The sequence below is a fragment of the Plantibacter cousiniae (nom. nud.) genome (genome assembly GCF_977070315.1).
The window spans coordinates 60928-87772 of record NZ_CDRVEU010000006.1; the positions used below are offsets into that span (position 1 = coordinate 60928).

Sequence of the window (26845 nt, forward strand, 5' to 3'; positions counted from 1 at the left end):
TTCCTTGCAGTACTGCGCCTGCTGAATCAGAGATCACGGCTGCACCAGAACAACTCGTGTCGTCGCACCGCCTTGCGGAAGAATTCGTTTTCGCCCTCGGCCGGCCAGTGGCGACCGGCCAGAACGCGCTGCAGCAGACGGCGCACACGGCGCTTGAACGGCATCGGCGGCAGCAGGTCATGCATCATGCCCAACGCCATGGCCTTGTCGCGTTGCGCGGCGACCGACAATTGCAGGCTGTACGGCACCAGCGGCAGCGCGGCATCGAATACCGGTGGCAGGCTGATGCCGCTGTAGGCATCGCCCATCGGCCAACGGTCGTTGTCGTGCAGGTGATTGGCATAACCGAGCACTACGTCCGGCTGCCATTCGAGCCCGAGCAGGGCTTCACGCACCGCAGCCTGGGCGCAGATGTGATCGGGATGGGGGTCGATGGCAGGATGCGGCATCACCACAACCTGCGGCCGGGCCTTGAGAATCAGCGCGCGCAGGTCGGCGAGCAGGTTGTTCCAGGTCGGCTGGCCGTCGTCGCCGGGCAGTGGCAGGGTATTGAATTGACGGAACAGGCGGGTATCGGTCAGATCCGCCTCCCGCGAGCCAATCGGCATATCCGGCGAAGCCTGCATGGCGGGCAGTTGCAGGCAGAAATAGCCCAACTGCACACACTGCGACTCGGGCACCCCGCCCCAGCGCGCCACGGCGATACTGTCCCAGGCCCGCAAGCGGCCCTTCATGCGCGCAGCTTCGGCGCGCTCCATGCCCATCTGCCGGTAATGCTCGGCCTCGATCTCACCGGCGGTCAGCGTGATGATCCACGCCTCCTCGGCCTGGCTGTACAGTCCGAACGCGGCCAGTTCGGCATCATCGGCGTGCGGTGCGATGACCATGACACGCTGTTTTCGCGCATCCGGCTGGCGAAACAGCCAGAGTCGCGGCGTGCCGGCCAGACGGCAGCAACGCCCGCGCAGTTTCAGCACACCTGCGGCCAGCGGCTCGCCCAGCCCGGTCAGGTTCAGATAACGCACACCACTGACGCCGCGCTCGAACGCCTGCCGGTCGCTCAGGCCCTGACCTTGCAACTCGACCACCGGATCGAGAAAACGTCCGAGCCAGGTGCTTTTGACCGTCAGCGCCAGTACCAGCGTCTCGTCGCCATTCAGTTGCACGGCGGGTTCCATCAGCAACGTGCCGCCGTCCAGGCGGACGCCCGGCACTTCGCTGTCGGCAGCAAAGGTGTACTGATAGTCGTCAGACGGCGAATAGAACAGATGATCGGCAAACCAGGCCTCATGAGCGACCCAGGCACACACAGCCAGCAGCGGCGCCAGCCACCAGGCCACCAGCACGCCGACCGCAATCAACAGGAACAGACCACCCAGCAACGCCAGCCGCTTGTTACGGCGATGGCGTTTGAGTAGTTGCTGCTTGCGACTCAAATCTGGAACACCGGAACGGGGTTGCACCATCGGTCCTTGTACTCACGGTCGGCACGACCGAAGGAAAAACGCAGTGATTTGCCCAGTGCGCGGGCGTTCTCCCAGGCGGACTGGGTATTGACGAAGCTCAGCACGCTGCCCGGGCTGAAGTCCCGGGTTTCGGGATCGACACCGCCGTTGACGTACTCGATGCTGACCCACTGCGGCGCTTCGACGCGATACACCAGTTGAATGGCAATCGGCGCATCGTTGAGAAACACCACCGAACCGATCAGCAGTTCGCGCAACAGCTCGATGACCTCGGCCTTGTGCCGGGCACCGGTCGCTTCGAAGCCCCAGCGACGCTGAAACAGATCGCAGTACATACTCGCCAGTTCGGTGCTGCTGAACTCGCTGACAGGCCTTACCGTACCGCCAGCTTCTTCGAGCAGGCGAAGCTCACGACGCTGGTTGTAACGAAATTTCTTGGACAGCTCTTCAGGCGTGCGCGCCATCGCCAGGGATTCGGCCTGTGGCTTGAAGGTACTGATGCGGCCTTCGTTGAGCGAAGACACATAACGGGCCCGATGGCGGACCGGCACCTGGATATCATCGGCCACCGGCAGAATCAGCTCGGCATTCCCCAGGTCGAACAGCCCTTTTTTGCCATGGCGCTTGAGTTCGTCCTTGGACAGCGCCAGCGAGCGATCCCAAGTGGCGATCGCGGCCTTTACTTCACCGCCCTGCTCCCAGGCCAGATAACGCACAGCGATGCCGGAAAAGGCCGACAGGCGCGCAACCACCAACGGATGAGTGGCGACGCTTCCGCCAAACCGCTGCCAGGCCTGCTCGTAGGCAGCCGCATCGATCTGCACCCAGCCACGCTCGCGCCAGCCTTTGAATCGATTGAGCATCAGGCCCCCGCTGTCAGGCTGGAGACTTGTGGCAGACGCCAGAAAACATTACGCACAGCATGGTCGGAAAACCGCTCGCGCAAGCGCAACAGCATGCGCTCGGCACAGTCCTGACGTTGTTCGGCGTCGAGGCCGGCCATATGCACCAGGCCGTTTGCCAGGCTATGTACATCACCCAGCGGGAACAGCAGGCCGACGTCTTCGACCACTTCCCTGGCACCGCCGCATGAGGTTGCAACCAGCGGGACACCGGCGACCATCGCTTCCAGCAGGACCATGCCGAACGGTTCGTGGTCCGAGCTCAGGGCGAACACGTCGAATGCCTTGAAGTAGCGGCGCGCATCAGGCACTTGGCCGAGGAAAAGCACCTGCGGGCCGATGCCCAGCTCCAGCGCCAGGGCCTTGAGGCTTTCTTCCAGGCGACCCTTGCCGAGAATCACCAGTTGGCTGTTCTCGGGAAGATCGGGCAGCGCCTCGGCAAAACCGCGCAACAGCGTGGCCTGATCCTTGTCGGGATGCAGGCGACCGACATTGGCGACAATCCAGGCCGATGCCGACAGACCCAGCTCTGCGCGGGCATCTTCAGCGGAAAACTGACTGCCCTGCAGTTGCTCGACATCGATCCGGTTGTACAACGTCTGAATGCGCTCGGCCGGCCACTTGGGGAGGCTGCTGCGCATGTCGTCGCGGACCGCATCGGAAACACCGAGCAGGCTCAGGCGCTTGCGAAACAGGTTGGCGAACAGCTTGCGACTGCGCCGGTGGTAATCGCCGAACGCATGATGTACACCGATCACCGGCAACTTCGTCGCCAACAGTGCGATGTACACCGGCTTGAAGCGGTGCGCGATGCAAAAGCTGAACGAGCGCGTCGCGGCAATCTTGCGCAGGTCCCGAATGGCGCCCAGCTTCAGGCCACGAATGGCGCTGGAGCTGTATTCCATGAACAGCACTTCGTCCGAACCGCAGTCAGCGACGACATCCGGATCGGCGGCACCGGTCAGAAACACCGTCGTCACCCGATAGCCCTTGCCGGCGAACAGGCTGGCGTATTGCCGCGCGCAGTCCAGAAACGGCCCGTCATAGCCGTGACAGAACTGCAGTACGTGACGTTCAACCGAGCGTGTCATAAGCCTCGACGCCCTCTTTTACCACCAGGATGTCTTCCATGATCAGGTACTCAAGGTCCGAGCCGAAGAACATGTTCAGCGCATCGGTCGGCGAGCAGATCATCGGTTCGCCACGGCGGTTCAGCGAGGTGTTCAGGGACACGCCATTGCCGGTCAGGTTTTCCAGCGCTTTCATCATGTCGTAATAGCGCGGGTTGTATTCGCGCTTGAGCACCTGGGCTCGGGAGGTGCCGTCTTCATGGACGACTTCCGGAACGCGGGTTTTCCACTCTTCGGCCACTTCGAAGGTGAAGGTCATGAACGGTGCCGGGTGATCGATCTTGATCATCTGCGGGGCGACGGTGTCGAGCATCGACGGGCAGAAAGGCCTCCAGCGCTCACGGAACTTGATCTGATGGTTGATGCGGTCGGCCACGCCGGTGACGCTCGGGCAACCGATGATGGAACGACCGCCCAGTGCGCGCGGACCGAACTCCATGCGCCCCTGGAACCAGGCAACCGGGTTGCCCTTGACCATGATCTCGGCAATCCGCTCCGGCGTGTTGTCGATCTGGCGCCAGACCGGCTTGCTCGGGTGACGGGCACAGGCCGCGATTACATCTTCGTTGCTGTACGCAGGGCCGAGGTAGACGTGTTCCATCTTCTCGACCGGCACACCGCGGGCGTGCGATACGTAAGCCGCCGCGCCCACCGCCGTACCGGCATCGCCGGACGCAGGCTGCACGAACAGCTCTTTGACTTCAGGGCGGGCGATGATGCGCTGGTTCAATTTGACGTTCAGCGCACAGCCACCGGCGAAGGCGATCTTGCCGGTTTCCTTGAGGATGTCACCCAGGTAGTGATCCATCATCTGCAGCGCGAGCTTTTCGAACAGCGCCTGCATGCTCGCGGCGTAGTGAATGTAAGGTTCGTCGGCCACGTCACCCACGCGTTTCGGGCCGAGCCATTCGATCAGCTTCGGCGAGAAGTAGAAGCCCTTGCCGTTCTCTTTGTAGCGACGCAGGCCGATGACGTTGGCCAGCTCGGTATTGATGACCAGCTCGCCATTCTCGAAGGTCGCCAGACGCGAAAAATCATACTTGCTGGCATCGCCGTACGGTGCCATGCCCATGACCTTGAATTCGCCGTCGAGCATCTCGAAACCGAGGAACTCGGTAATCGCGCCGTACAGGCCGCCCAGCGAGTCCGGATCGAAGAATTCCTTGATCTTGTGGATCTTGCCGTTTTCACCGTAGCCGAAGAAGGTCGTGGCGTACTCGCCCTTGCCGTCGATGCCCATGATCGCGGTTTTCTCGGTGAAACCGGAACAATGGTAGGCACTGGAAGCATGGGCCAGATGGTGCTCGACCGGCTCGATCTTGATCTTTTTCGGATCGAAGCCCAGTTGCTCGAGGCACCAGACAATCTTGTTGCGATAGCGCTTGTAACGGCGATTACCCATCAGCAGCGCATCGAGGGCGCGATCCGGCGCGTACCAGTAACGCTTGGCGTAGTGCCAGCGGGCCTTGCCGAACAGGCTGATCGGGGCGAACGGAATCGCGACCACGTCGACATCCGAAGGCTTGATGCCTGCCTGTTCCAGACAGAACTTCGCCGACTCGTAGGGCATGCGGTTCTTTGCGTGCTTGTCACGAACGAAGCGCTCTTCTTCGGCCGCTGCTATCAGCTTGCCGTCGATGTAAAGCGCTGCGGAAGGATCATGGCTAAGGGCGCCGGACAGGCCAAGGATCGTCAATGCCACTAGTGTCTAGCCTCTTTAGTCTGCATGCAGGCGCAGGGCGCCCGAGAAAAGGTGTGCCCCCGCACAGCGGGCTGAGGGCAGCTAAAGGGCGGGATTATAGCGTAATGACCAACGATTGGCTCGACGCGCTGAAATGTCACTGAAGGCGGCCCGCCAGACGGTGTGCGAAACGTCTCTTTCGCCACGCTGCATATTTATCTACGACGTTGCTGCCCGTTGCATCTGATTAATTGAGGCCTTTAGTCGCAGCCCCCGAGGCCGCCGATCAAACCTCAGCGCCTTGCGCAATGGAAAGCCTGTCATGACACAAACACCACCCTCTCTGGATTTCAACCTTTCAACGCCGAGCCCTGTACCGACGACGCCCGGCGATACCTGGCCCGAAGCGTCCGCAGCGCTGAAAAGGCTCGACGAACTGCGCACCCTTCTGGCCAGGGAACTGGACGCGCTGCCCAGGGCCGGCGAGGCCTTGCCGAGCGTCCTCGACAACGATGACGTGTCCGAACGCGAACCGGAGATCGTCAGCCTGTTGCAGCAGATCGACGACTACTGGACGGCCCCGGGCGAAACCGGTGAAAGCCGCCGTGATCGCCTCTTGCCAGCCCTGCAAAGGGCTGTGTATGACGAAGTCCACGTCAGGATTCACGAGCGCGATTTCGACAGTGGCTACCTGGCCTGCCTGCCCGAGGCGCCCGAGCAGGCGCAAGGCCCGGCGCTCTCCTGTTCGACCGTGTGGGTGCAGCTGCACGATGACGAACAGATTGAAATGGCCGGCGTGCTGGTGATTTCCCAAGGTCAGGGGCGCACACTATTGATGCTGCCAGGGCTTGGTATCACCGCTTTTGCCACGCCGGCCATGATGGCCGAAACCCTTGCGCAGTGGCTCAACACGCCAACACTGCGCGATGCGCTGTTCAGCAACGCGGAACGACAGCATCAGGACCGGCTGGCCGAGATGGCTCAGGACGCAGACCTGTACCTGGAACCGTTCACGGCTGCCGATGTGCAATTGCAGCCCGTTACCACGGCACCGTTCCTTCACGCGTTCGACAGGCTGCTGAACAAACAGCGCAACGACATCCGTTATGCATGCGAACAGCACGGCACGGCGGATCGGCTCACGCGTCAGTCGCAAATCCAGCAGGCCATCGACATGCCAGGCCTGCTAGGCCCCGCCGCCATGCTCGAGCTGCGGGAACTGACCAACAGACAACGTCAGTACCAGCGCAACTTGCCCGAATGGATGAAGATCGCCAGCGAGGCTGACCTGCAGACCTATGCCCGGCACCTGCAACGCTACGACGCGGCGCATGCCGCAATGCTGAGTGTGCTGGGCAGCGCAGCGTCGCCGGAGCGGTTTGCCGAAATGCAGTTGCGCGCGCGCCTGGCCAATGACCTGGGCCATGATCTGGACCCTCGGGCCTTGATCATCGACACCCGTCGCACGCTGCCAGCGACGAGCGAGACCTACCACGTGACGCTGCCACTGACCGAACTGGCGCTCTATGGCCTGCATCCGGGCGACGAGACAGCAGGCTCGGACTTCCTCGACCAGACGGTTATTACCCTCGATGGCCAGCCGCTGGACGCTGCGTACTCGACATTGAGCCCGACCTACCTTGCCGGGGTGATTGATGAACTCGACCTGCGCGCGGTGTTTGGCAATTTCCAGCGCGAGGCCTGTCAGCAGGAACACAACCAACGGATGCTGCGCGCACTGGCGCGGGTCCGAATGACCACGCTCGGCTGGGCGGCGAAGATGCAGGGGCATATCCAGCCCGATGATTTTGCCATTGTCGCAGCGCTGACCAGCACGGCGGCGAGTGCGCCTGATCCCACGGTGCGCGTGCAGCAGATCAAACTGAACGACCGTAACGTGATGGCCAGATTACTGGTGTTCCGCAAGCAGGATGCCCAAGGCCAGACGCAACGGCTGATCATGTTCGCCAGCGAGGCACCCGGGCAGCAGTATTTCAAGGCCTTCGACACCGACACCCAGCTGTTGCATGAGGTGGTCGGCTGGACCGCATCGCCCGCAATGATGGCCTGGCTGCTCGATCAGGTAGCGGTCGCAGCGCGTCCGGAACTGGCCGCGCAACTGACGGCCCTCAGCGAAAAACCCCAGCCCGCAAAGGACTTTCTGCAATTCATCGAGCACCCCGACTGCGAGACCGCACTGCGCAGTTTTACCGACGAGCAGACCCGCGTATTGCTCTCAGAGCAGGCCCGCCATACCCCGGACTGGTACCTGCGTGCCAGCCATGCCCAGCGCCGGGAATTACTGGCCCTTGAACACGCCATCGATGGCGCGCTCGGCAACTATCAGGCCCAGCCGCACACCAGGGTTCAGTCGTTCCAGGATTACGTACACCAGCGAGCCAGCCAGCAGATCGGCAAACTGCTGGGCGTCCCTGCAGGTACGGTAGACCCTGACCTGATCGTGATCACCAGCGAGCGCGAAACGCTGACCTACACCGACATGCTGCTCAACGGCTACAACGACAGCATCGACCCCTTACGCACGTCAGCAGCCACCGACGCCACGTTCAGCGGCCCGCCGGGTATCGACCTGAGCGCACTGTCACCTGCGGCGGTCGCAGGCTCGGTGCGTGGCCAGTGGCTGGCCGACGAGTACATTGCGCTGATCAGAAACACCCTGCTGAACAGCGAAAACGATGGCTACGCCTACCGCCGCCAATGCAGCGTGATGATCACCCAACTGCAGATGAAGGCCGCTGCACTGCGCAGCCTTCTGAAAGGTCATATCGAGCCCACGCAGTATGTCTGGCTCAAGCAATCACTGGATAACGCGCACCTGAGCGACTCGGCTTCACGCGAGCGATACCCGCTGTATCCCCTGCAAATACATGTGGATAAACCGCTGATCGCCTCGGGCCTGACCGATGTCGATCAACTGGTTATCCCCGGCCCGCTGCTGACCCACATCGAAACCGTTCAGGGCTGCCTGGTCATTTTGCCGACGCAGATCCGACACGCCGCGCTGCTTTATACGCCGCAGGCACCTGACGGTATCGAATTCCGCCTGTTCAGCGACTTCGTGAGCTCGCTGGATAGCGAAGGGATGATCGATTACTACAAGGATCGCTGCCGCATCAAGGCACGCCGGACCCTGTCGTTCTTCCTGCGGGACATGCAGAAGGGCAACGCCAACAAGCCTCCGGTCATCCCCAAGGCATTTATCTCAGACGTTGCCGATACCTGTTTCAACCGGCCGCTGGAGCGCAGGTTGCGTGATGTGGAAGAAACCACCACGGGTCGCAACGACATGCTGGCGAAGCTGATCTGGGTCAGTGTCGAAATCATTGCCACGGCCCTGACCCTGCCCTTTCCGCCGGCAAGCTTTGCGGTGGGCAGCCTGATTTCATTGCATGACAGCGGGCAGGCGCTGGTTGCGCTGAGCGCGGGCGACCGGGAGCGCGCCACGAGCTACATGCTGTCGGCACTGCTCAACGGCCTCGGTGCAGGCAGCGATTTGCTGGTGGGCCTGAAAGGACTTGGCGGTGTGTTGCATCAACTTGAGAGCGGTCAGCATTCGACCCCGGTGCTACGTTCGTTCCAGCGCCAGCCTTCTCTGCCGCGTTACGAGGATCTGTACCCGGTAGAGCTGCAAGAGCATGTATTGCTGCTCGGCACGCCCAACGTCCACGGGCATGCTGCGGTTTTCCAAGCGTCCCCTGTCGCCTCGGCACCCCCGCGGGCAACCGGTCAGTTCGCTGCACGCGAACTCGGTGGCGCCTGGCAGCCACTTCTCCCCCCGCCCCCAGCAGCGCAGCGCGCACCATCCGGTTTGCGCCTCGACCTGGCCGTCGACATTTCGCTGGATAACGTGCCACGTATCGCTGATGGTCACGCAAAAGGCGTGCATGCGATCAATGGAAAACACTATATCCAGCTGTCAGACCGGGCCTTTGAGGTTCAATACGACGCACACGGGCGGTACTGGCAGATCATCGACCCGGCCAATCCGTTCGCCTTCTTCGGCAAACAGCCGGTTCGTCTGAATGACCAGGGCCTGTGGCAAGTCGTCCAACGGCAGCGCCTGGGCGGCGGCGGGCTGGACGGTCCGGGCACTTATCGCCCGCTGCCTGAGGACGCCAGCGCAAGCTCAAGCTCGCTGAATATCCTGAGCGACTATCAGATGCCTGGCGGCATGCGCGCGCATCTGGATGTCGTCATCAGCAAGGAAGCCTTCGATCCGACCGGCGCAGGCCTGGAAGTCTATTTCGAAACGTATTTCACCGAGGTGCGCCAGACCTTCGCGGCACGCCGGGAAAAGCTCTATCAGGACGCCCAGGCCTTTTTTGCCCGATTCACGCCTCCACCCAGGCCGACCCTGCCCACCTATGAACTGCCCGGCAGTGTCGACACACTCATCAAGCACATCTTCAGTCACACTAACGGGCTGGTGTTCAGCGAAGCCCCGAAGTCGGTGGCCAGCAAGCGTCTGCTCCTGCTCAACATGCCCTTGCTCGCAGAGCAGCGTGTCGAGGTGCTGTACATCGAGCACCTGCTGATCGACAAACACCTTCGCAAGCTGGCCAGGTATCGCCAACTGGGTAAAAAGAGTCGCTCCGGCTCTCATGAACTCAAGTATTACCTGCAAGAGACCAATCGCGGCGCCCTGAACAACACAAGCACCGAATTCGATTACTACCACCTGATCAAGGCAGCCCACCGTTACGGGATCGAGGTGCGCCCATTCAGTTCGTCGATCAGCTATCCGTTTCTCGGCCATACGGTGCTGAGCGCTTCCGATGACCCGGCAGCCGCCATGAAAATGAGCAATTTCTTCGGCCACAAGGTTATCAGCCACGACATCGAGCCGGCCTCTGCCAGACGCTGGGTAGCACTGCTCGACCAGAAGCTTGCCACGACCCACGATCAAGTGCCCGGCATCGCTGAAATGCAAGGGGCCGTCAGCGTGCATGTCCAGGACCTCCCTGCCGGACGACCGACACGCATCAGGCAAAGCGCGGACCTGATGCATGAAAACACGCCGACTCACTATGACTTCAGCATAGCGTTTGCCGACCCGACGCTGCCCGCCCAACCGCTACCGCCTGCCACTGCGCTGGATGACGTGCTGATCCGCGAGCTGGGCGACCCGGCCGCGATTGCCGGGGTTGAGCGCTGGACGGGTGATTACGGGTTTGTTCTGGACGAAAACGATACCTGGCTACGCGTGGAGCCCGATGACTGGAGCGTTGACAGGCCGATGACCGCCATCCAGCAATCGCTGACCGATGCCACCTACGAAATGCCGATGGAGACCAGAACAACGCTGCATGGCCTGGCGAACTTCGAAAAGAAGGGCCTTGATATGGAGTATTTTTTTGAAGACATCGAACTCGACACTGTGCGCAATACATTCGACCTGCGGCGCACGACGCTACGACAGGACGCCGCCCGGATCAGCGCGGCTCAACTGCCGCCTCGCCCGACGTTACCGGCGATCGAAGCGCAGACAAGCACTGCCGGACTGCTTGAAACCCTGTATCGCCATACCGAAGGCCTGGTTATTGGCGAGTCACACTCTTCGCTCGCCAGCAAAAAGCTGATTATCGACAACCTGCCGCTGCTGTCGCAGCAGAACGTCAAAACGCTGTACATGGAGCACCTGCTGAGCGATCTGCATCAGGCGGATCTGGATCATTTCCTTGAAACGGGGCAGATGAGTAAAACCTTGCTGCATGACCTGAAAACCCTGGACCGCGGGTATCACACCGATCCGGCCGGGATCTACACCTTCGAACGGCTGATCATCAGGGCACGGCAGCAAGGTCTGGAGATTCGCGCCATCGATTGCGCAAGCAGTTACCACCTCAAAGGCATCGCCTATCAAGAGTCCATTACCCGCCAGCAAATGATGAATTACTTTGCCTCGCGCACGATCCGCAGGCATCAGGACGTGATGGGCTCGCACAAATGGATCGCGCTGGTGGGCAACAGCCACTCCAATACCTATCAGGGCGTCGTGCCTGGCATTGCCGAACTGGAAGGCGGGATCGGCCTGCGGGTCGTCGATGTGGCTCCGGGGCATTCGAGGGGAATAACGCTGGATCCGGGGGAGCTCGTCTCGGGTGGCATAGCGGATGAAAAGGTCTACATCAAAGCTGATTATCGGGTGGAGATGGAAGTACTGCGCTCACAGCCGGTCAGGCTGCCAAGCATCGAGAAACGCCTTTCCAGGCCTGGAATGTTTCTGATACAGGAGGGTGAAGGCAATCTGCAAACCATCGTCCATCGCGCCCGCGACACCTGGATTCACCACACACCGGTACTGCGCAATGCCGAAGGCAAACTGTACATCGAACGTCTGCGCTGGCCGCGCATCCACCTCAAACCCTTCGACGACATCGATGCACTGGTGGCAGCACTCGAAGCAATGAACCTCACACGCATCACCTGAGGATGCCGATGCTCCGCGTCACACAGAGGACGCGGAGCGTCCGGAACTGCATGCCAACGCCGGAGCATTGGCACGATAATCTGCACTTACCGGTGAGCGCTCTGCGCTGGCACGAGAGTCAGCTGGGCTCAGTCTGTCACAAGCTTCGGCAAGCGCTGTTCCAGCAACTGGTGCAGCGCGCTCTGCGTCGGCCAGTTGCGCATGAAGCGAGCCCGGTCTCGGGCGTAGGCCGCGGCGAATGACGATTGCGAGCTGTGCTGCTGCATGGCGTCAAGATCAATCATCGCCCAGCGATCGATGTGCCAGAACAGGTTATGCCCCTTGAAATCGCCATGGCTGATACGCTCCTGGATAAGCTGCGCGAAAAGCCGGTCCAGCGCCAACAGTTCGACCTCTGGCGCATCCCCGTTTTCCACATAGGGAGCGAAGCGTTCGATGATGTCCGGCCCATCGATGAACTCGGTCACCAGCCAGGCCTTGCTGCGTAAGCCGAGAAAGCGCTTTTCCTGCACTGCCAGCGGTTTGGGTGTGGCAATGCCAAGGAACATCAACCGGTTACCTTCGCGCCATGAATGCCAGGCTCGGCTGGGGCGCCAGAAGCGCTTGAGCCAGTGGCTGAAATTCTTGATGTTGTAGCGTTTGATGACCAGTTGACGACCATTGACCTCAACCCGCCCGACACTCGCCGCGCCGCCGGTCTTGTACAGATGCCCCTTGTCGAGCAAGGCATCCGCCTGACTCAGCACCGGTAGCATCGCAGGCTCTTCCTCGCGGCGAATGGCGCGGAACACCGAAGCGCTGTCCTCGACACTGAACAGACTGCAGTCGCGCACGGTCTTGCTCATGAAGTCCTTGAGCCGCCAGCTGCGCACCTTGTCGATCTGCTTTTGCAGCGCTTCCATCGGCAAACCATGCTCGGCATTGCTCAACAGGTAATGCACCAGCAGCTCTTCGGTGAAAGGTTCGAAAGACCTGGGCAGCTGGGCAAAGAACACACCGAGATTTTCCAGCACTTTTTGCCGGGACAACGGCGTGCCAGCCTGTTCAGCACGAATCCCGGCGCCATCGATCAAATACAGCTGCCCGTTGTGGCGCAGCAGGTTGTCCAGGTGCAGGTCTTCCTGCCACAGGCCTTTAGCGTGCTGCCGGGCAATGGCCGACAGCGCGTCGCCGAGCACCGCTTGCTGCTCGTCTGCCAGCGGTGGCAGGTGCTGAACAGCGTTCCAGGCATCGCCCAGGCTCGGTGCCTGTTCCAGAAACTCGAACAACAGCCAGCCACCCTCGCCGTCCTGCAAACCGTCGGCCAGCAGCAGTGGTGTGGTCAGGCCCTGTTCGGCAAGCAGCCGTACCCCGGCCAGCTCACGCTGAAAGTGTCGGGCCGCCTTGTCGCCCACCAGCAATTTTGCCAGCACCGTTCGGCCTCGCCAGACACCGGCCCCGACATAGCGCTGCCCCGGCAATACGCGCAGCAGGGTCAGCAATTGCAGTTCAGCCGGTCCGGCAGCATCGGCCAGCGTCAGGCTCATCGGCAACTCGGGGGTACGTCCAGCGGTCTTGAGTTCAGACAAACGCATCAACGGGTCTCTTTATCATCGCGGTGTTGGATGTCTCGTTTGTGAGCGCCGCGCTTGCCCAGACGCGCACTCCAGGCGTCAACCAGCAGGCTGTTCGGCGTAGCTTGCAGATAAGCCGCCAGCAGCTCACGCCGATCCGCCTCATTCCACATCGGCGCGCGGCGCATCAGCGGTTCGAGGTCGCGGGCAAGGTCACGCTTGCCGAAGATCACCGGGCGGGTTTTTTCCAGGTCGATCAATTGCGCCTGATACCCCGTACCGGCTGCCTGAAGAAAAATATGCTTGGGATAGAAGCAGCCATGCACCTGTCCGGCGCCGTGCAGCGTGCGCGCCAGCTGACCGCAGGCGTGCAGTATTGCCAGACGCTGAGCGGCCTCCATCTGGTTCCACTGCTGCAACAGTTCGTCGAGATCGGTCCAGCCGTCCAGCGCACGCGTCATCAGGATCGCCCGGCGCTCGCCGTCGACCTTGCGCTCGCCATAGAACACCGCTTGCAGTGCCGGAATCCCCAGCTTGCGATAGCGACTGATGTTACGAAACTCGCGCGAGAACGACGGTTCGCCAAACGGATGATGCAACGTGTGAGTCAGGTAATTGCTCTGACGCTTGAGGTAAAAACCCTGACCGTCCAGATCGAGGCGGAACACGCTGCTCCAGCCGCCGCGCCCGGTATTGGGCTCATCGACCGCATCGAGTCTGATGTTCCAAAGCGATTCAAAATCAGCCAGGTTGTGACGCGCCAGTAAAGGCTGGTCGGCACTGGCAATAAAAACGCTCATTCACGGCCCTCGAAAAAGCTGACGATATGTCGGATACGTTTTTTGTCGGAGGCGTTCAAACGCGTTCGCTGGCGGTATTGCAGGTAGAAGCGCAGGCGCTGGGTGGCCGACAAGTGATACTTGGCGACCTTGTCCAGGCAGGCCAGATCCTTGGTGATCCGATAGCGCAGCATGAAGCTCCACCAGAATGCGCCGTTGGGGCAATCGATGAAAAACAGCTTGCCTTCGTTATCGACCAACAGGTTGCGCCATTTCAAATCATTATGTGTGAAATGGTTGTCGTGCATGATCCGGGTGAAGGCAGCCAGCTGGCGGCTGATCGCGTCGACCCAATGGCGGTCGGTCAGTCGCGGATCCTTGCGTTGCGCCAGTGCCGACAAGTCTTCGGTGTTCGGCAAGCCACGCGTGATCAGTGCGCCGCGATCATACGCCGCGCCGTTGCGCTCCAGCCCCCAGGCCACCACCTCCGCGGTCGGAATGCCCCATTTGGCGAAACGCTTGAGGTTCTGCCATTCGGACTTGACCCTCGGCCTGCCCATATAGCGGCGCAGACCCTTGCCCGCACCCACGTAGCGCTTGACGTAGTAGTAGACACCGGCGCGCTCGACGCGGATGACGTCGGACAGCGGGTCGCGGGTCAACTGCTGGCCCTGCAGGGCAAACACGGCGTCCAGGCTACCGAATTCCGGCTCCAGGAAAGCGTACTCGGGCTCGAGCTTCCAGCCCGCCATCAGAGTGCATCTCCGTAGCGCACTTTGCGCTGATACAACTTGTCGGCTTTTTTATCCAGCCAGGTCAGCAATGCCGCTTCCTTGAGCAGGATTTCGCGCAACGGCTTCTGGAAATAGCCCTGGAGAAAACGCAGTTTGTCGCGGCGGGTGAGGCCAATGTCCAGCGCCGAAAAGTACAGCGCGGCCAGGTCCTTGTTACGCCAGCGCGGCGTGATCGCACGGCGGGTCTGGGCACGGTGCAGGTCGATGACCGACAGTTTGAAATCGTCAGCGGTCACCGGCTTGTCGGTGTGCAACAGAAAATGGCAGATGTAGCAGTCGCGATGATTGACGCCTGCGCGGTGCATCATGCCGACCATGCGGGCGACTTCGGTAATGAAGGCTCTCTTCAGACGCGGCTCGGGCGGCTCGTTGCGCCAGTTGAGGCTGACATCTTCGAGGCTGGTGGTCGGTGCCAGTTCTTCGGTGACGATGAACGAGTGCTGCGCGGCGGGGTTGCTGCCACGTTCACCATAGGCCACGGCCGTCATGGTCGGGACGCCGACTTCATGCAGACGCTCGATGGCGTCCCACTCCTTGCCCGCGCCAAGTACCGGCAGCTTGGCGGTTGCCAGGTTCTTGGCGATCTCGCCCCAGCCAATGCCACGGTGGATCTTGACGAAGTAACCGCGCCCGTCGACCTCGGTGCGCAGCGTGCGGCGCCCTTCCAGTTCACGGTAGACCTCGCCGCTCAGGCCTTCGACCTCGACGAACGCATCGCGCCCCGCCCACAGGCTCTTGAACGGCTCAGCAAGGAACAGCTTCATCAATAGTGCTCCGCCAGAATCACATCCGCAGCGTGTTGCGGCATGCTGTAAAGGTCCGCCGTGTCGGCAAAGGTCAGGCCATTGCGCGACCACGCGCTGCGTGCGGCATCGTCCTCAAGCATGTCCGACAGGTAGCGATTGAGCTGCGCCTGCTCGAACGGCTCGTCCAGCACCCGCCCGCAATCGGCCTCGGCTATATAGTGAGCGTAACCACAGACCGCGCTGACCAGGACCGGCAAACCGGCAACCAGCGCTTCGAGCAGCACGGTCCCGGTGTTTTCGTTGTAGGCCGGATGAATCAGCAGGTCGGCGCCCAGCAGAAAACGCGGAATGTCGCTGCGCCCTTTCATGAAGGTCACCTGATCACCCAGGCCGAGCGCCGCGCTCTGCAATTGGAATACTTTGGGGTCGTCCTGACCGATTACAAATAGCCGCGTGCGTTTCTTGAGTTCGGCGGGCAGAGCCGCGAGTGCCTTCAGGCTGCGATCCACGCCCTTGGTCTTGAAACCGGAGCCGATCTGCACCAATAGCAGGTCATCGTCGGCCAGGCCGAATTCCTTGCGAAAGCCTGCACGAATGTCAGGGGCATCCGGCGGCGCGCGGCGATCCTGGGAAATCCCCGGCGGCAGCAAATGGAAGCGCGACGGCGGGGTGTCGTAATGCTTGATGAACAGCGGCTGCTGCACTTCGGAAATCATCAACACCTGAGTTTTCGAGTCTTTGCCGAACACCGCGCGCTCGTAGTCAGCAAAGTGGCGATAACGGCCCCACTTGCGATACAGCGGGCTGCGCAGGTTCTGCGCCTTGTCCTCGAAGCAGCCGTCGGCGGCGTAATACACATCCAGACCGGGCATCTTGTTGAAACCGATCAGGCGGTCCACCGGGCGTTTGGCCAGGTCCGCTTCCATCCAGGCGCTGAGCTTTTCGTTGCGCCGATGATTGAAGAACGCCTTGACCGGCGCCACCAGCACCTCGAAACCGGGCGGCACATCGCCTTCCCAGATCAGGGTATACACACGGATCTGATGGCCGCGCTGCTGGCACTCCAGCGCGATGCGCATGAAGTCGCGTTGCAGGCCGCCGAACGGGAAGTATTTGTAGAGTACAAAAGCCAGTTGCATCAGCCAGGTTCCTTTGCCAGCAACAGCGCGCCCAATTGGCTCGCTACTCGCTCGGGATTCAAGCGAGTGAAGCACATCGGCCACTCGCGCTTAAGGTCGAACCGGCGCTGATCGTCGGCGGTCGGTTGGTACGTGCATTTCTTTTGCAGGCACGGCGTGCAGCCCGGATAATCGCTGGCCAGATGCACCTGCGACTTGCCGTAGGCCCCGGTCAGGCCCGGATTGGTCGGGCCAAACAGGGAAATGGTCGGCACATCCAGTGCAGCGGCCAGGTGCCCGATGCCGGTGTCTACCGCGACGCACGCCTGCGCGCTGGCCAGCACCCGCGCAACGCCTGCCAGATTGAGCTTTGGCAGCACGTGAGCACTGCTCAGACCCTCGGCAATGCGCTCGGCGCGGGCCTTTTCTGCCGGGTTGCCCCACGGCAACTGCACTTGCAGGCCGCGTGCTGCCATCAATTCGGCCAGCTGTCGCCAGTACAGCTCAGGCCAGTGCTTGGTGTCCCAGGTCGTGCCATGCAGGAACAGCACGAACGGGGCCTGCAAATTGTCGTCCAGAGTCGCCAGGGGCTTGAGACCGTAATCGCCCATGCCGGACGGCTGTGAATAACCCAGTGCCTGAGCGAACAACTGGCGCAACCGTTCGACCGCATGTTGCCCGCGTGCCACTGGAAAAGCGCGATCATAAAAGCGACTGGCGACCGGCTCGCGTGCCGAATCGCGGTCCAGACCGGCCACCGGTGCATCGACATAGCGTGTCAGCCAGGCACTTTTGAACAGGCCCTGCGCATCGATCACCAGATCATAGCGCTGTTCGCGCACCTGCTGTTTGAAGCGCCGCCATTCCCCGGACCTGAAGGTTTGCAAGAGGTGCTTGCGCCAGCGGCGAATCGCCACCGGGATCACCCTGTCGACCGCCGGATGCCAGGCGGGAATCTCCGCGAAGCCCTCCTCGACCACCCAGTCGAAGCGAATGCCGGGCAGCGCACGCGCCGCATCGGTCAGCGCGGGCAAGGCATGAATCACATCACCCAGTGAAGACGTCTTGATCAGCAGTACCCGCAAAATCAGGCAACCTCCACCGGCGTGCTACTCAGGCGGCTCAGCGCCTGAGTCACGGCGTCCGGCTCAAGCAGACGCATGCAGTTGTAATGGCCGAAACGGCAGGTGCGCTCAAAGCACGGGCTGCACTCGATGCCCAGACGCACCACCTCGACTGCGTCGGCCAGCGGCGGCGTGAAGCCCGGCGAGGTCGAACCGTAGACAGCCACCAGCGGACGGTTCAGCGCTGCGGCCACGTGCATCAGGCCGGAATCGTTGGACACCACGGCATCGGCGCACGACAGCAGGTCAATGGCTTCGGCCAGCGAGGTCTCGCCACTGAGGTTGACGGACTCCTCGCGCAGGCCGGGAATCAGCTCCTGACGAATGCTCTCACCGACCGGGTGATCTTTTTTCGAGCCGAACAGCCAGACCTGCCAGCCTTCGCGAATGCTCGCGTCGGCGACCTGTGCGTAATGCTCGGCGGGCCAGCGCTTGGACTCACCGAACTCCGCGCCGGGGCATAGCGCCAATACCGGGCGATCCAGGGTCAGACCGAATTTGCTCAGTGCGGCATCACGCGTGGTCGGGTCGATACGCAGGCTCGGCCGCGGGTAAGGACGCGGCAACTCGGTGCCCTTGTCGAAGGCCAGGGCCATGAAACGTTCGATCATCAGCGGGTAGCGCTGCTTGTCGAGGGTCCGCACGTCGTTGAGCAGGCCGTAGCGAAACTCGCCGCGCCAACCGGTACGTTTCGGAATGCCGGCGAAAAACGGCACCAGCGCGGATTTCAGCGAATTGGGCAGCAGGATAGCCTGATCGTATTGGCCGGCCAGAGACTTGCCGATCCGGCGACGGGTCGCCAGTTCCAGGGCACCGTGCCCCAGCGGAAAACTCAGCGCAGCGCGAACCTCCGGCATGCGTTCCAGTATCGGACGGCTCCATTCAGGGGCCAGCACGTCGATTTCGCACTCGGGATGACGCTGTTTCAGACACTGGAACAGCGTTTGTGCCATCACCATGTCACCGACCCAGCTAGGCCCAACGATCAGAATTTTCATGTTCTATCCAAAAACGACCAGAAACGATCAGGGAGGCCGATCAGACTGCGTGACATTCCCACACAACCTGTCGCCTCCCTGTCATAGCTTTATAGAGTGTTGCAGTGGAATGTGGCGTGCCGTGAGGCTCAGCTCAACCCCATCTGCGTCCAGATCCGCATCACCTCACGCCGCTGGGCGTGAAACTGATCGCCGCTGACCACGCCCGCCTGCTTCTGCAAGGCCTGGCGATGTGCCGCCGAGCGATACGCCTTATAGGCTTCGCGCAACAGGCCGGCATCCGTATCCGGTAGCAGTCCGGCTTCTTCAAGCCCTTCGAGAATCCGGATGTTGTCGGTGTATTGCAGCAGCGCGGGATGCTCTCTGGACCACGCCAAGGCGGCGTATTGCACCATAAATTCGATATCGACGATACCTCCGGCGTCCTGCTTGAGGTCGAATGGCACCGCCGCCTCGAAGGCATTGGCCGCCCTGCCGGCCGCTGTCACGCGGGTACCGAGGTTGTCACGCATCTTGGCGCGCATTTCGCTGACTTCGGCGCGCAGCTTGTCCAGATCACGTTCGCGCCCCAGCACATCGGCACGGACTTTCTCGAATTGCTCGCCCACATCCCGGCTGCCGGTCATGACCCGCGCACGAACCAGCGCCTGATGCTCCCAGGTCCAGGCTTCATTGGCCTGATAACGGGCGAAAGCCCCCACAGAGCTGACCAGCAGGCCGGATGCCCCCGAAGGCCGCAGGCGCATGTCGACGTCATACAGCTGACCGGAGTTGGTTTGCGTGGTCAGCAAATGGATCACCCGCTGCCCCAGCCGGGTGAAGAACTGCGCGGTGTCGATCGGCTTGGCACCGTCGGTCTCGGCCTCCAGATCGCCATCATGAATGAACACCAGATCCAGATCGGAGCCATGCCCCAGCTCGATGCCGCCGACCTTGCCGTAGCCGACGATCACGAAACCCGGATCGCACAACGTGCCGTCCGGACGTAAAGGCGTACCGTGCCGGGCCACGCTGTAGCGCCAGGCCAGCGCGAGCACCTGATCGAGAATCGCCTCGGCCAGCCAGGTCAGGTAATCACTGACTTTCATCAACGGCAGGCTGCCGGATATCTCGGAGGCCGCAACGCGCAGACTGTGCGCCAGCTTGAAATGCCGCAAGGCTTCCATCTGCTGCTCAAGGTCGTCCTCGGGGATACGAATCAGCCGCTCGCGCAGCTCGGCCGCCAGTTCCGGGGCCAGCGGCGGATTGAACAGGCGTCCCTCATTGAGCAACTCATCGAGCAACAACGGGAAACGCGCGATCTGCTCGGCAATCCACGGGCTCGCGGCGCACAGGGTCAGCAGCTGTCGCAGCGCGTCGGGGTTTTCCGTGAGCAGCACCAGGTACGCCGAGCGCCGGGCGACCGCTTCTACCAGGGGCAGCACGCGCTCGAGTACCAGGTCGGGCTTCTCATGTTCCACCGCCTGAGCCAGCAGACGGGGGATGAACGCGTCCAGCCGCTCACGGCTCAGACGCTGCATCGAACGCAGGTTGGGGCTGCTGCGCAGGCTGGCCAGATTTTTCAGCGCCTTCTCGGCGTCAACAAAGCCGGCCTGCAACAGTTGGCGACCTGCGGCCTCTTCGTCCTGGGACTCTTCCCACAACGGCAGCCATTCGCCTCCCACCACCACTTCACCATCTTCTTCCTGCTCATCATCCGGGTCGGCGTCGGGGTCCGCAATGACCTGGCGGAAGTGCCAGGCCACACGGCCACGCCAGTGCATCAGTCGTTCGTGAAAGGCAGCCCAGTCAGCGAAGCCCATGATCAGCGCAACGCGCGCCTGATCCTGTTCGTTGTCCGGGAGCATCTGCGTCTGACGGTCGGCAATCGCCTGAATGGCGTGCTCGGTATAACGCAGAAACTCGTAGCCCTCGCGCAGCTCTTCGGTCACCGCCGAGGGCAGATAGCCCTGCCCCTCAAGAGTTTTCAGCACCTTGAACAACGGCCGCTGCTGCAGACTCAGGTCGCGGCCGCCGTGAATCAGTTGAAAGGCCTGGGCGATGAACTCCACCTCACGAATACCGCCGGCGCCCAGCTTGATGTTTTCCGCCATGCCCTTGCGCTTCACTTCCTGCTGAATGAGCTGCTTCATGGTGCGCAGCGCTTCGATGGCCGAGAAATCCAGATAGCGGCGGTACACGAACGGACGCAGCATCGCCAGCAATTCGGCACCGGCAGCCTGATCGCCCCCGACCACGCGCGCCTTGATCATCGCGTAACGTTCCCAATCCCGGCCCTGGTCCTGGTAATACTGTTCCAGCGCATTGAAGCTGAGCACCAGGGCGCCGGACGAACCGTAGGGGCGCAGACGCATGTCGACCCGGAATACGAAACCGTCGACGGTCACCGGGTCGAGCGCCTTGATCAGCCGCTGGCCCAGACGAATAAAGAACTCCTGATTGTCCAGCGCACGCTTGGTGCCGACGGTCTCGCCGCCCTCGGGGTAGCCGAAGATCAGGTCAATGTCCGAGGACAGGTTCAGTTCGACCGCACCGAGCTTGCCCATGCCCAGAATGACCATGTGCTGCGGCTGCCCGGAATGACGACCGGTCGGGGTGCCGAACTGCTGGCAGTGCCGGGGGTACAACCACTGGTAAGCCAGATCGATCGACGCATCGGCCATGTCCGACAGGTCACGGCAGGTTTCGATCAGGTTTGCCTGACGGGTCAGGTCGCGCCAGATAATCCGTACTTGCTGGCGTGCGCGCTGTCGACGTAGATTACGCCCCAATTCATCATCGCTGGCAGCGCTCGACAGCGCGTCGGCAATCTGCCCGCGCAATTGGCCGGCAGAGAAGCTACGCTCCAGCTCGCCCGAATCGGCCAGCTGCAGGAGCATCTGCGGATCACGGCAGACTTGTTCGTTTACAAAATCACTGGCAGCGCAGACCCGGTCGAATGCTGCCTGCCGCGCCTCGGGCCAGGCCTTGAATGAGGCCTGCGCGTCCTCGGACAGGACAGTGAGCGCGGCCTGAAACATCTGGCGAGCGCGGGTAATCGATGGCAGCAGAATGGCCGGAAATTCGGCCAGTAAAGGCAGGCTCATGGTCTATCCTTGATCGGCGTGCAGACGCCCGTCCGTCGTTATGGCGAGACGCGTCTGCCAGCACCGCTTGTCGAACAAAGGTTATAAATTGCTGGAAAAATCAAATTAGAAGCATAAAAATCCGCTTTTTCCCTGCAAGATATTCAATAGCGATCAACAGTAACGTTTTAAGCTACACGACAACAGGAGCGATTAAGACGCTTCTCTGTAGTTTTACTACTGGGTCCGATACTCGGAGGGCTGAAATCGTCGTCGATTTGTAGTAAAACTACACGCCGCCGGATCCCACCCTCCGGTAATCCAAGAATTTATGTCGTCTGCCCACAAGGCCAGTCGCAAACTCAGGCAACCGATTCTGGAAGCCTTTCCGCCCTGGAGCAAGCCATGCAAGACCTCGATCCCGTCGAAACCCAGGAATGGCTGGACGCCCTGGAATCGGTTCTCGACAAAGAAGGCGAAGACCGCGCTCACTACCTGATGACCCGTTTGGGCGAGCTGGCCACCCGTAGTGGTTCGCAGCTGCCGTACGCCATCACCACGCCATATCGCAACACCATTCCTGTCACCCACGAAGCACGCATGCCTGGCGACCTGTTCATGGAACGCCGCATTCGCTCGCTGGTGCGCTGGAACGCGTTGGCCATGGTCGTCAAAACCAACCTGAATGACCCGGATCTGGGCGGCCACATCTCCAGCTTCGCCTCCAGCGCCACGCTGTACGACATCGGCTTCAACTATTTCTTCCAGGCCCCGACCGACGAACACGGCGGCGACCTGATCTACTTCCAGGGTCACGCATCGCCAGGCGTCTACGCCCGTGCGTTCCTCGAAGGCCGCATTACCGAAGACCAGATGAACAACTTCCGTCAGGAAGTCGACGGCAATGGCCTGTCCTCTTATCCACACCCGTGGCTGATGAAGGATTTCTGGCAGTTCCCGACTGTATCGATGGGCCTTGGCCCGATCCAGGCGATCTACCAGGCGCGCTTCATGAAGTACCTGGAGCACCGCGGTTACATTCCGGAAGGCAAGCAGAAAGTCTGGTGCTTCCTGGGTGACGGCGAGACCGACGAGCCGGAATCGCTGGGCGCCATCGCCCTGGCCGGTCGCGAGAAGCTCGACAACCTGATTTTCGTCGTCAACTGCAACCTGCAGCGCCTCGACGGCCCGGTTCGCGGCAACGCCAAGATCATCCAGGAACTCGAAGGCGTGTTCCGCGGCGCCCAATGGAACGTCACCAAAGTCATCTGGGGCCGTTTCTGGGACCCACTGCTGGCCAAGGACGTCGACGGTATCCTGCAACGTCGCATGGACGAAGTCATCGACGGCGAATACCAGAACTACAAGGCCAAGGACGGCGCCTTCGTCCGCGAGCACTTCTTCAACTCGCCTGAACTCAAGGCGATGGTTGCCGATCTGTCCGACGACGAGATCTGGAAACTCAACCGTGGCGGCCACGACCCGTACAAGGTTTATGCGGCCTACCACGAAGCCGTCAACCACAAGGGTCAACCGACCGTGGTTCTGGCCAAGACCATCAAGGGTTATGGCACCGGCGCTGGCGAAGCAAAAAACACTGCGCACAACACCAAGAAGGTCGATGTCGACAGCCTGCGTCACTTCCGTGACCGTTTCGACATCCCGGTCAAGGACTCCGAACTCGAAGCCCTGCCGTTCTACAAGCCGGAAGAAGGCAGCGCCGAAGCCCGTTACCTGAGCGAGCGTCGTGCTGCGCTGGGTGGCTTCGTGCCTCAGCGTCGCGCGCAGAGCTTCAACCTGCCGACGCCGCCACTCGACACCCTCAAGGCCATCCTTGACGGTTCGGGCGACCGTGAAATTTCCACCACCATGGCTTTCGTGCGCATCCTGGCGCAGCTGGTCAAGGACAAGGAAGTCGGTCAGCGCATCGTGCCGATCATCCCGGACGAAGCGCGTACCTTCGGTATGGAAGGCATGTTCCGCCAGTTGGGCATCTACTCGTCGGTCGGCCAGCTCTACGAGCCAGTCGATAAAGAACAAGTAATGTTCTATCGCGAAGACAAGAAAGGCCAGATCCTCGAAGAAGGCATCAACGAAGCGGGCGCCATGTCCTCCTTCATCGCTGCCGGTACTTCGTACTCCAGCCACAACCAGCCGATGATTCCGTTCTACATCTTCTACTCGATGTTCGGTTTCCAGCGCATCGGCGACCTGGCATGGGCCGCTGGCGACAGCCGCACCCGTGGCTTCCTGATCGGTGGCACCGCCGGCCGTACCACGCTGAACGGCGAAGGCCTGCAGCACGAAGACGGTCACAGCCACATCCTGGCGTCGACCATCCCGAACTGCCGCACCTTCGACCCGACTTACGGTTACGAACTGGCAGTGATCATCCAGGACGGCATGCGCCGGATGTTCGAAGAGCAGCAGGACGTTTTCTACTACCTGACCGTGATGAACGAGTCCTACACCCAGCCAGCCATGCCGGCCGGTGTGGAAGAAGGCATCGTCAAAGGCATGTACCTGCTCGAAGAAGACACCAAGGAAGCGGCGCACCACGTCCAGTTGCTGGGCTCGGGCACCATCCTGCGTGAAGTTCGCGAAGCGGCGAAGATTCTCCGTGACGAGTTCAATATCGGCGCCGACGTCTGGAGTGTCACCAGCTTCAACGAGCTGCGTCGCGACGGTCTGGCTGCAGAGCGCAACAACCGCCTGCACCCTGGCCAGAAGCCGCAGCTGAGCTATGTCGAGGAGTGCCTCAACGGCCGCAAAGGTCCGGTCATCGCATCGACGGATTACATGAAGCTGTTCGCTGATCAGATTCGTCAGTGGGTTCCAACCAAGGAATACAAAGTCCTGGGCACCGACGGTTTCGGCCGTAGCGACAGCCGCAAGAAGCTGCGTCACTTCTTTGAAGTCGATCGTCACTTCGTGGTGCTGGCGGCCCTGGAAGCCTTGGCTGATCGTGGCGATATCGAACCCAAGGTCGTGGCTGAAGCCATCGCCAAGTTCGGCATCGATCCTGAAAAACGCAATCCACTGGACTGCTAAGAGTCTGCTTCAAGAGCGCTGATCAGAGCGTGAACAGCCGAGGATGCGGAATTTACTTGCCGTAAATGAGCATCCAACGCTGTTTCGTTGTAACTGAACCAGCGTATTCGTGAGTGAACAGGTTCTCCTAAGGAGAGACATAGTGAGTGAGTTAATTCGTGTACCCGACATCGGCAACGGTGAAGGCGAAGTCATTGAATTGATGGTCAAGGTCGGTGATCGCATCGAGGCCGACCAGAGCATTCTGACGCTTGAGTCGGACAAGGCGAGTATGGAAATCCCTGCTCCCAAGGCTGGCGTCATCAAGACCATGAAGGTCAAGCTGGGCGACCGCCTGAAAGAAGGCGACGAGCTGTTCGAACTGGAAGTGGAAGGCGAAGCGGCTGCGGCCCCGGCACCTGCTGCCGAACCTGCCGCGGCCCCGGCCGCCGCCGAAAAGCCGGCTGAAGCCGCACCCGCAGCCGCTGCGCCTGCTCCGGCAGCCAGCGCCAGCGTTCAGGACATCCACGTGCCGGACATCGGTTCGTCGGGCAAGGCCAAGATCATCGAACTGATGGTCAAGGTCGGTGACAGCATCCAGGCCGATCAGTCGCTGATTACCCTGGAATCCGACAAGGCCAGCATGGAGATCCCTTCTCCGGCCGCAGGCGTTGTCGATAGCATCGAAGTCAAACTGGACCAGGAAGTCGGTACCGGCGACCTGATCCTGAAACTGAAAGTCGAAGGTGCCGCGCCTGCCGCTGCTCCGGCGCCTGCCGCCAGCGCACCCGCTGCTGCCCCTGCCAAGGCTGAAGCCGCGGCTCCTGCCGCCCCTGCTCCCAAGGCAGAGACGGCACCTGCGCCGGCTGCTCCAGCGGCTCCGGCCAAAGACGGCGCCAAGGTTCATGCAGGCCCGGCCGTTCGTCAGCTGGCCCGCGAATTCGGCGTCGAGCTGAGCGCGGTCAGTTCCACCGGCCCGCACGGCCGTGTGCTGAAAGAAGACGTTCAGGCTTACGTCAAAACCATGATGCAGAAGGCCAAGGAAGCGCCAGCTGGCGGCGCAAGCGGCGGCTCGGGCATCCCGCCAATTCCGGAAGTCGATTTCAGCCGTTTCGGCGAGATCGAAGAAGTGCCGATGACGCGTCTGATGCAACTCGGCGCTTCCGGTCTGCACCGCAGTTGGCTGAACATCCCGCACGTCACGCAATTCGACCAGGCCGACATTACCGACCTGGAAGCTTTCCGTGTGGCGCAGAAAGGCGCTGCCGAGAAAGCTGGCGTCAAGCTGACCGTTCTGCCACTGCTGCTCAAATCCTGCGCCCACCTGCTCAAGGAGCTGCCGGACTTCAACGCTTCGCTGGCACCTAGCGGCAAGGCCGTGATTCGCAAGAAGTACGTGCACATCGGCTTTGCCGTGGACACCCCGGACGGCCTGCTGGTCCCGGTCATCCGCGACGTCGACCAGAAGAGCCTGTTGCAACTGGCTGCCGAAGCCGCCGCACTGGCGGAAAAGGCGCGCAACAAGAAACTGACTGCGAACGACATGCAGGGCGCGTGCTTCACCATCTCCAGCCTCGGCCACATTGGCGGCACCGGCTTCACGCCGATCGTCAACGCGCCGGAAGTGGCGATCCTCGGTGTTTCCAAGGCAACCATCCAGCCCGTCTGGGACGGTAAAGCCTTCCAGCCGAAACTGATGCTGCCGCTGTCGCTGTCCTACGATCACCGCGTGATCAACGGCGCAGCTGCTGCCCGCTTCACCAAGCGCTTGAGCGAATTGCTGGCGGACATCCGTACAATTCTGCTGTAAGCCCTGCAGGCCCGTTCCCGGACGGGCCTTGCTGTACACCTTTGCGAGCTGCCACGCTCGAACCTCAACCCCGCCCTCCAGCGGGGATTTTTTTGTCTGGCTATCGCGCCCATGCTCCGCGCTGATTGCTGGATCCTGTGGGAGTGACCGGGGCGGCGACCCGCATTGCTCACGACCCATCTTCGGGGGTTGTACGGG

Annotated in this window: 15 protein-coding genes; 3 read left to right on the plus strand and 12 right to left on the minus strand. The window is 61.4% G+C overall.

Going from position 1 to position 26845, the window contains the following annotated elements:
* Window positions 1–26: 26 nt before the first annotated feature.
* The 4 genes from ACW55A_RS13390 to ACW55A_RS13405 are packed head-to-tail and all read right to left on the minus strand — an operon-like array spanning window position 27 to window position 5200.
* A complete protein-coding gene (locus tag ACW55A_RS13390) occupies window positions 27–1436 on the minus strand; it encodes a PIG-L family deacetylase (protein WP_455808241.1) in 1410 nt (469 codons plus the stop codon).
* Window positions 1433–2329 carry an antimicrobial resistance protein Mig-14 gene (locus tag ACW55A_RS13395; RefSeq protein WP_024663062.1) on the minus strand — a complete coding sequence of 299 codons (897 nt, stop codon included), beginning with the start codon at window positions 2327–2329 and terminating at the stop codon, window positions 1433–1435. Before ACW55A_RS13395 ends, ACW55A_RS13390 begins: the two co-directional genes overlap by 4 nt.
* Window positions 2329–3459, minus strand: coding sequence for a glycosyltransferase (locus tag ACW55A_RS13400; RefSeq protein ID WP_003366226.1), 1131 nt, complete (start codon window positions 3457–3459; stop codon window positions 2329–2331). Before ACW55A_RS13400 ends, ACW55A_RS13395 begins: the two co-directional genes overlap by 1 nt.
* Entirely contained in the window at window positions 3443–5200 is a 1758-nt protein-coding gene (locus ACW55A_RS13405; RefSeq protein WP_003431977.1) for a carbamoyltransferase family protein, read from the minus strand. The genes ACW55A_RS13400 and ACW55A_RS13405 overlap by 17 nt, the downstream gene beginning before the upstream one ends.
* Before the next feature lie 301 nt (window positions 5201–5501).
* On the opposite strand from ACW55A_RS13405, the gene ACW55A_RS13410 reads away from it, so the two are divergent.
* Window positions 5502–11630, plus strand: coding sequence for a membrane-targeted effector domain-containing toxin (locus tag ACW55A_RS13410; RefSeq protein ID WP_498811330.1), 6129 nt, complete (start codon window positions 5502–5504; stop codon window positions 11628–11630).
* 128 nt (window positions 11631–11758) lie between these two features.
* Here ACW55A_RS13410 and ACW55A_RS13415 read toward each other — a convergent pair whose 3' ends face one another.
* The 8 genes from ACW55A_RS13415 to glnE form a co-directional block, all read right to left on the minus strand.
* Window positions 11759–13204: a lipopolysaccharide kinase InaA family protein gene (locus tag ACW55A_RS13415; protein WP_455808243.1), complete on the minus strand. Its 1446-nt coding sequence runs from the start codon at window positions 13202–13204 to the stop codon at window positions 11759–11761.
* On the minus strand, window positions 13204–13983 hold the full coding sequence (locus ACW55A_RS13420) for a lipopolysaccharide kinase InaA family protein (protein ID WP_044309315.1): 780 nt from the start codon (window positions 13981–13983) through the stop codon (window positions 13204–13206). The genes ACW55A_RS13415 and ACW55A_RS13420 overlap by 1 nt, the downstream gene beginning before the upstream one ends.
* Entirely contained in the window at window positions 13980–14714 is a 735-nt protein-coding gene (locus ACW55A_RS13425) for a lipopolysaccharide kinase InaA family protein (RefSeq protein WP_003431987.1), read from the minus strand. The genes ACW55A_RS13420 and ACW55A_RS13425 overlap by 4 nt, the downstream gene beginning before the upstream one ends.
* A complete protein-coding gene (gene rfaP, locus ACW55A_RS13430; protein WP_003431990.1) occupies window positions 14714–15520 on the minus strand; it encodes a lipopolysaccharide core heptose(I) kinase RfaP in 807 nt (268 codons plus the stop codon). The genes ACW55A_RS13425 and rfaP overlap by 1 nt, the downstream gene beginning before the upstream one ends.
* A complete protein-coding gene (locus ACW55A_RS13435) occupies window positions 15520–16641 on the minus strand; it encodes a glycosyltransferase family 4 protein (protein WP_455808244.1) in 1122 nt (373 codons plus the stop codon). Before ACW55A_RS13435 ends, rfaP begins: the two co-directional genes overlap by 1 nt.
* Entirely contained in the window at window positions 16641–17705 is a 1065-nt protein-coding gene (gene waaC, locus ACW55A_RS13440; RefSeq protein WP_455808245.1) for a lipopolysaccharide heptosyltransferase I, read from the minus strand. The genes ACW55A_RS13435 and waaC overlap by 1 nt, the downstream gene beginning before the upstream one ends.
* 2 nt (window positions 17706–17707) lie before the next feature.
* Window positions 17708–18742 carry a lipopolysaccharide heptosyltransferase II gene (waaF, locus tag ACW55A_RS13445; RefSeq protein WP_003366215.1) on the minus strand — a complete coding sequence of 345 codons (1035 nt, stop codon included), beginning with the start codon at window positions 18740–18742 and terminating at the stop codon, window positions 17708–17710.
* A 128-nt stretch (window positions 18743–18870) separates the two neighbouring features.
* Entirely contained in the window at window positions 18871–21828 is a 2958-nt protein-coding gene (gene glnE, locus ACW55A_RS13450) for a bifunctional [glutamate--ammonia ligase]-adenylyl-L-tyrosine phosphorylase/[glutamate--ammonia-ligase] adenylyltransferase (protein WP_498811331.1), read from the minus strand.
* Window positions 21829–22212: 384 nt separating this feature from the next.
* On the opposite strand from glnE, the gene aceE reads away from it, so the two are divergent.
* Together aceE and aceF are read left to right on the plus strand one after the other, a co-directional pair.
* Complete coding sequence (gene aceE, locus ACW55A_RS13455) at window positions 22213–24858, plus strand: pyruvate dehydrogenase (acetyl-transferring), homodimeric type (protein ID WP_003431997.1); 2646 nt, start codon at window positions 22213–22215, stop codon at window positions 24856–24858.
* Between the two features lie 142 nt (window positions 24859–25000).
* A complete protein-coding gene (gene aceF, locus ACW55A_RS13460) occupies window positions 25001–26647 on the plus strand; it encodes a dihydrolipoyllysine-residue acetyltransferase (RefSeq protein WP_248671519.1) in 1647 nt (548 codons plus the stop codon).
* Window positions 26648–26845: the final 198 nt, after the last annotated feature.

What these genes read in the sequence shown, in the direction of transcription:
- ACW55A_RS13425 (WP_003431987.1), bottom strand. Translation starts at nt 14,714, where the DNA reads ATGGCGGGCTGGAAGCTCGAGCCCGAGTACGCTTTCCTGGAGCCGGAA.
- ACW55A_RS13400 (WP_003366226.1), bottom strand. Translation starts at nt 3,459, where the DNA reads ATGACACGCTCGGTTGAACGTCACGTACTGCAGTTCTGTCACGGCTAT.
- ACW55A_RS13395 (WP_024663062.1), bottom strand. Translation starts at nt 2,329, where the DNA reads ATGCTCAATCGATTCAAAGGCTGGCGCGAGCGTGGCTGGGTGCAGATC.
- glnE (WP_498811331.1), bottom strand. Translation starts at nt 21,828, where the DNA reads ATGAGCCTGCCTTTACTGGCCGAATTTCCGGCCATTCTGCTGCCATCG.
- ACW55A_RS13410 (WP_498811330.1), top strand. Translation starts at nt 5,502, where the DNA reads ATGACACAAACACCACCCTCTCTGGATTTCAACCTTTCAACGCCGAGC.
- ACW55A_RS13415 (WP_455808243.1), bottom strand. Translation starts at nt 13,204, where the DNA reads ATGCGTTTGTCTGAACTCAAGACCGCTGGACGTACCCCCGAGTTGCCG.
- ACW55A_RS13435 (WP_455808244.1), bottom strand. Translation starts at nt 16,641, where the DNA reads ATGCAACTGGCTTTTGTACTCTACAAATACTTCCCGTTCGGCGGCCTG.
- ACW55A_RS13420 (WP_044309315.1), bottom strand. Translation starts at nt 13,983, where the DNA reads ATGAGCGTTTTTATTGCCAGTGCCGACCAGCCTTTACTGGCGCGTCAC.
- waaF (WP_003366215.1), bottom strand. Translation starts at nt 18,742, where the DNA reads ATGAAAATTCTGATCGTTGGGCCTAGCTGGGTCGGTGACATGGTGATG.
- rfaP (WP_003431990.1), bottom strand. Translation starts at nt 15,520, where the DNA reads ATGAAGCTGTTCCTTGCTGAGCCGTTCAAGAGCCTGTGGGCGGGGCGC.
- aceE (WP_003431997.1), top strand. Translation starts at nt 22,213, where the DNA reads ATGCAAGACCTCGATCCCGTCGAAACCCAGGAATGGCTGGACGCCCTG.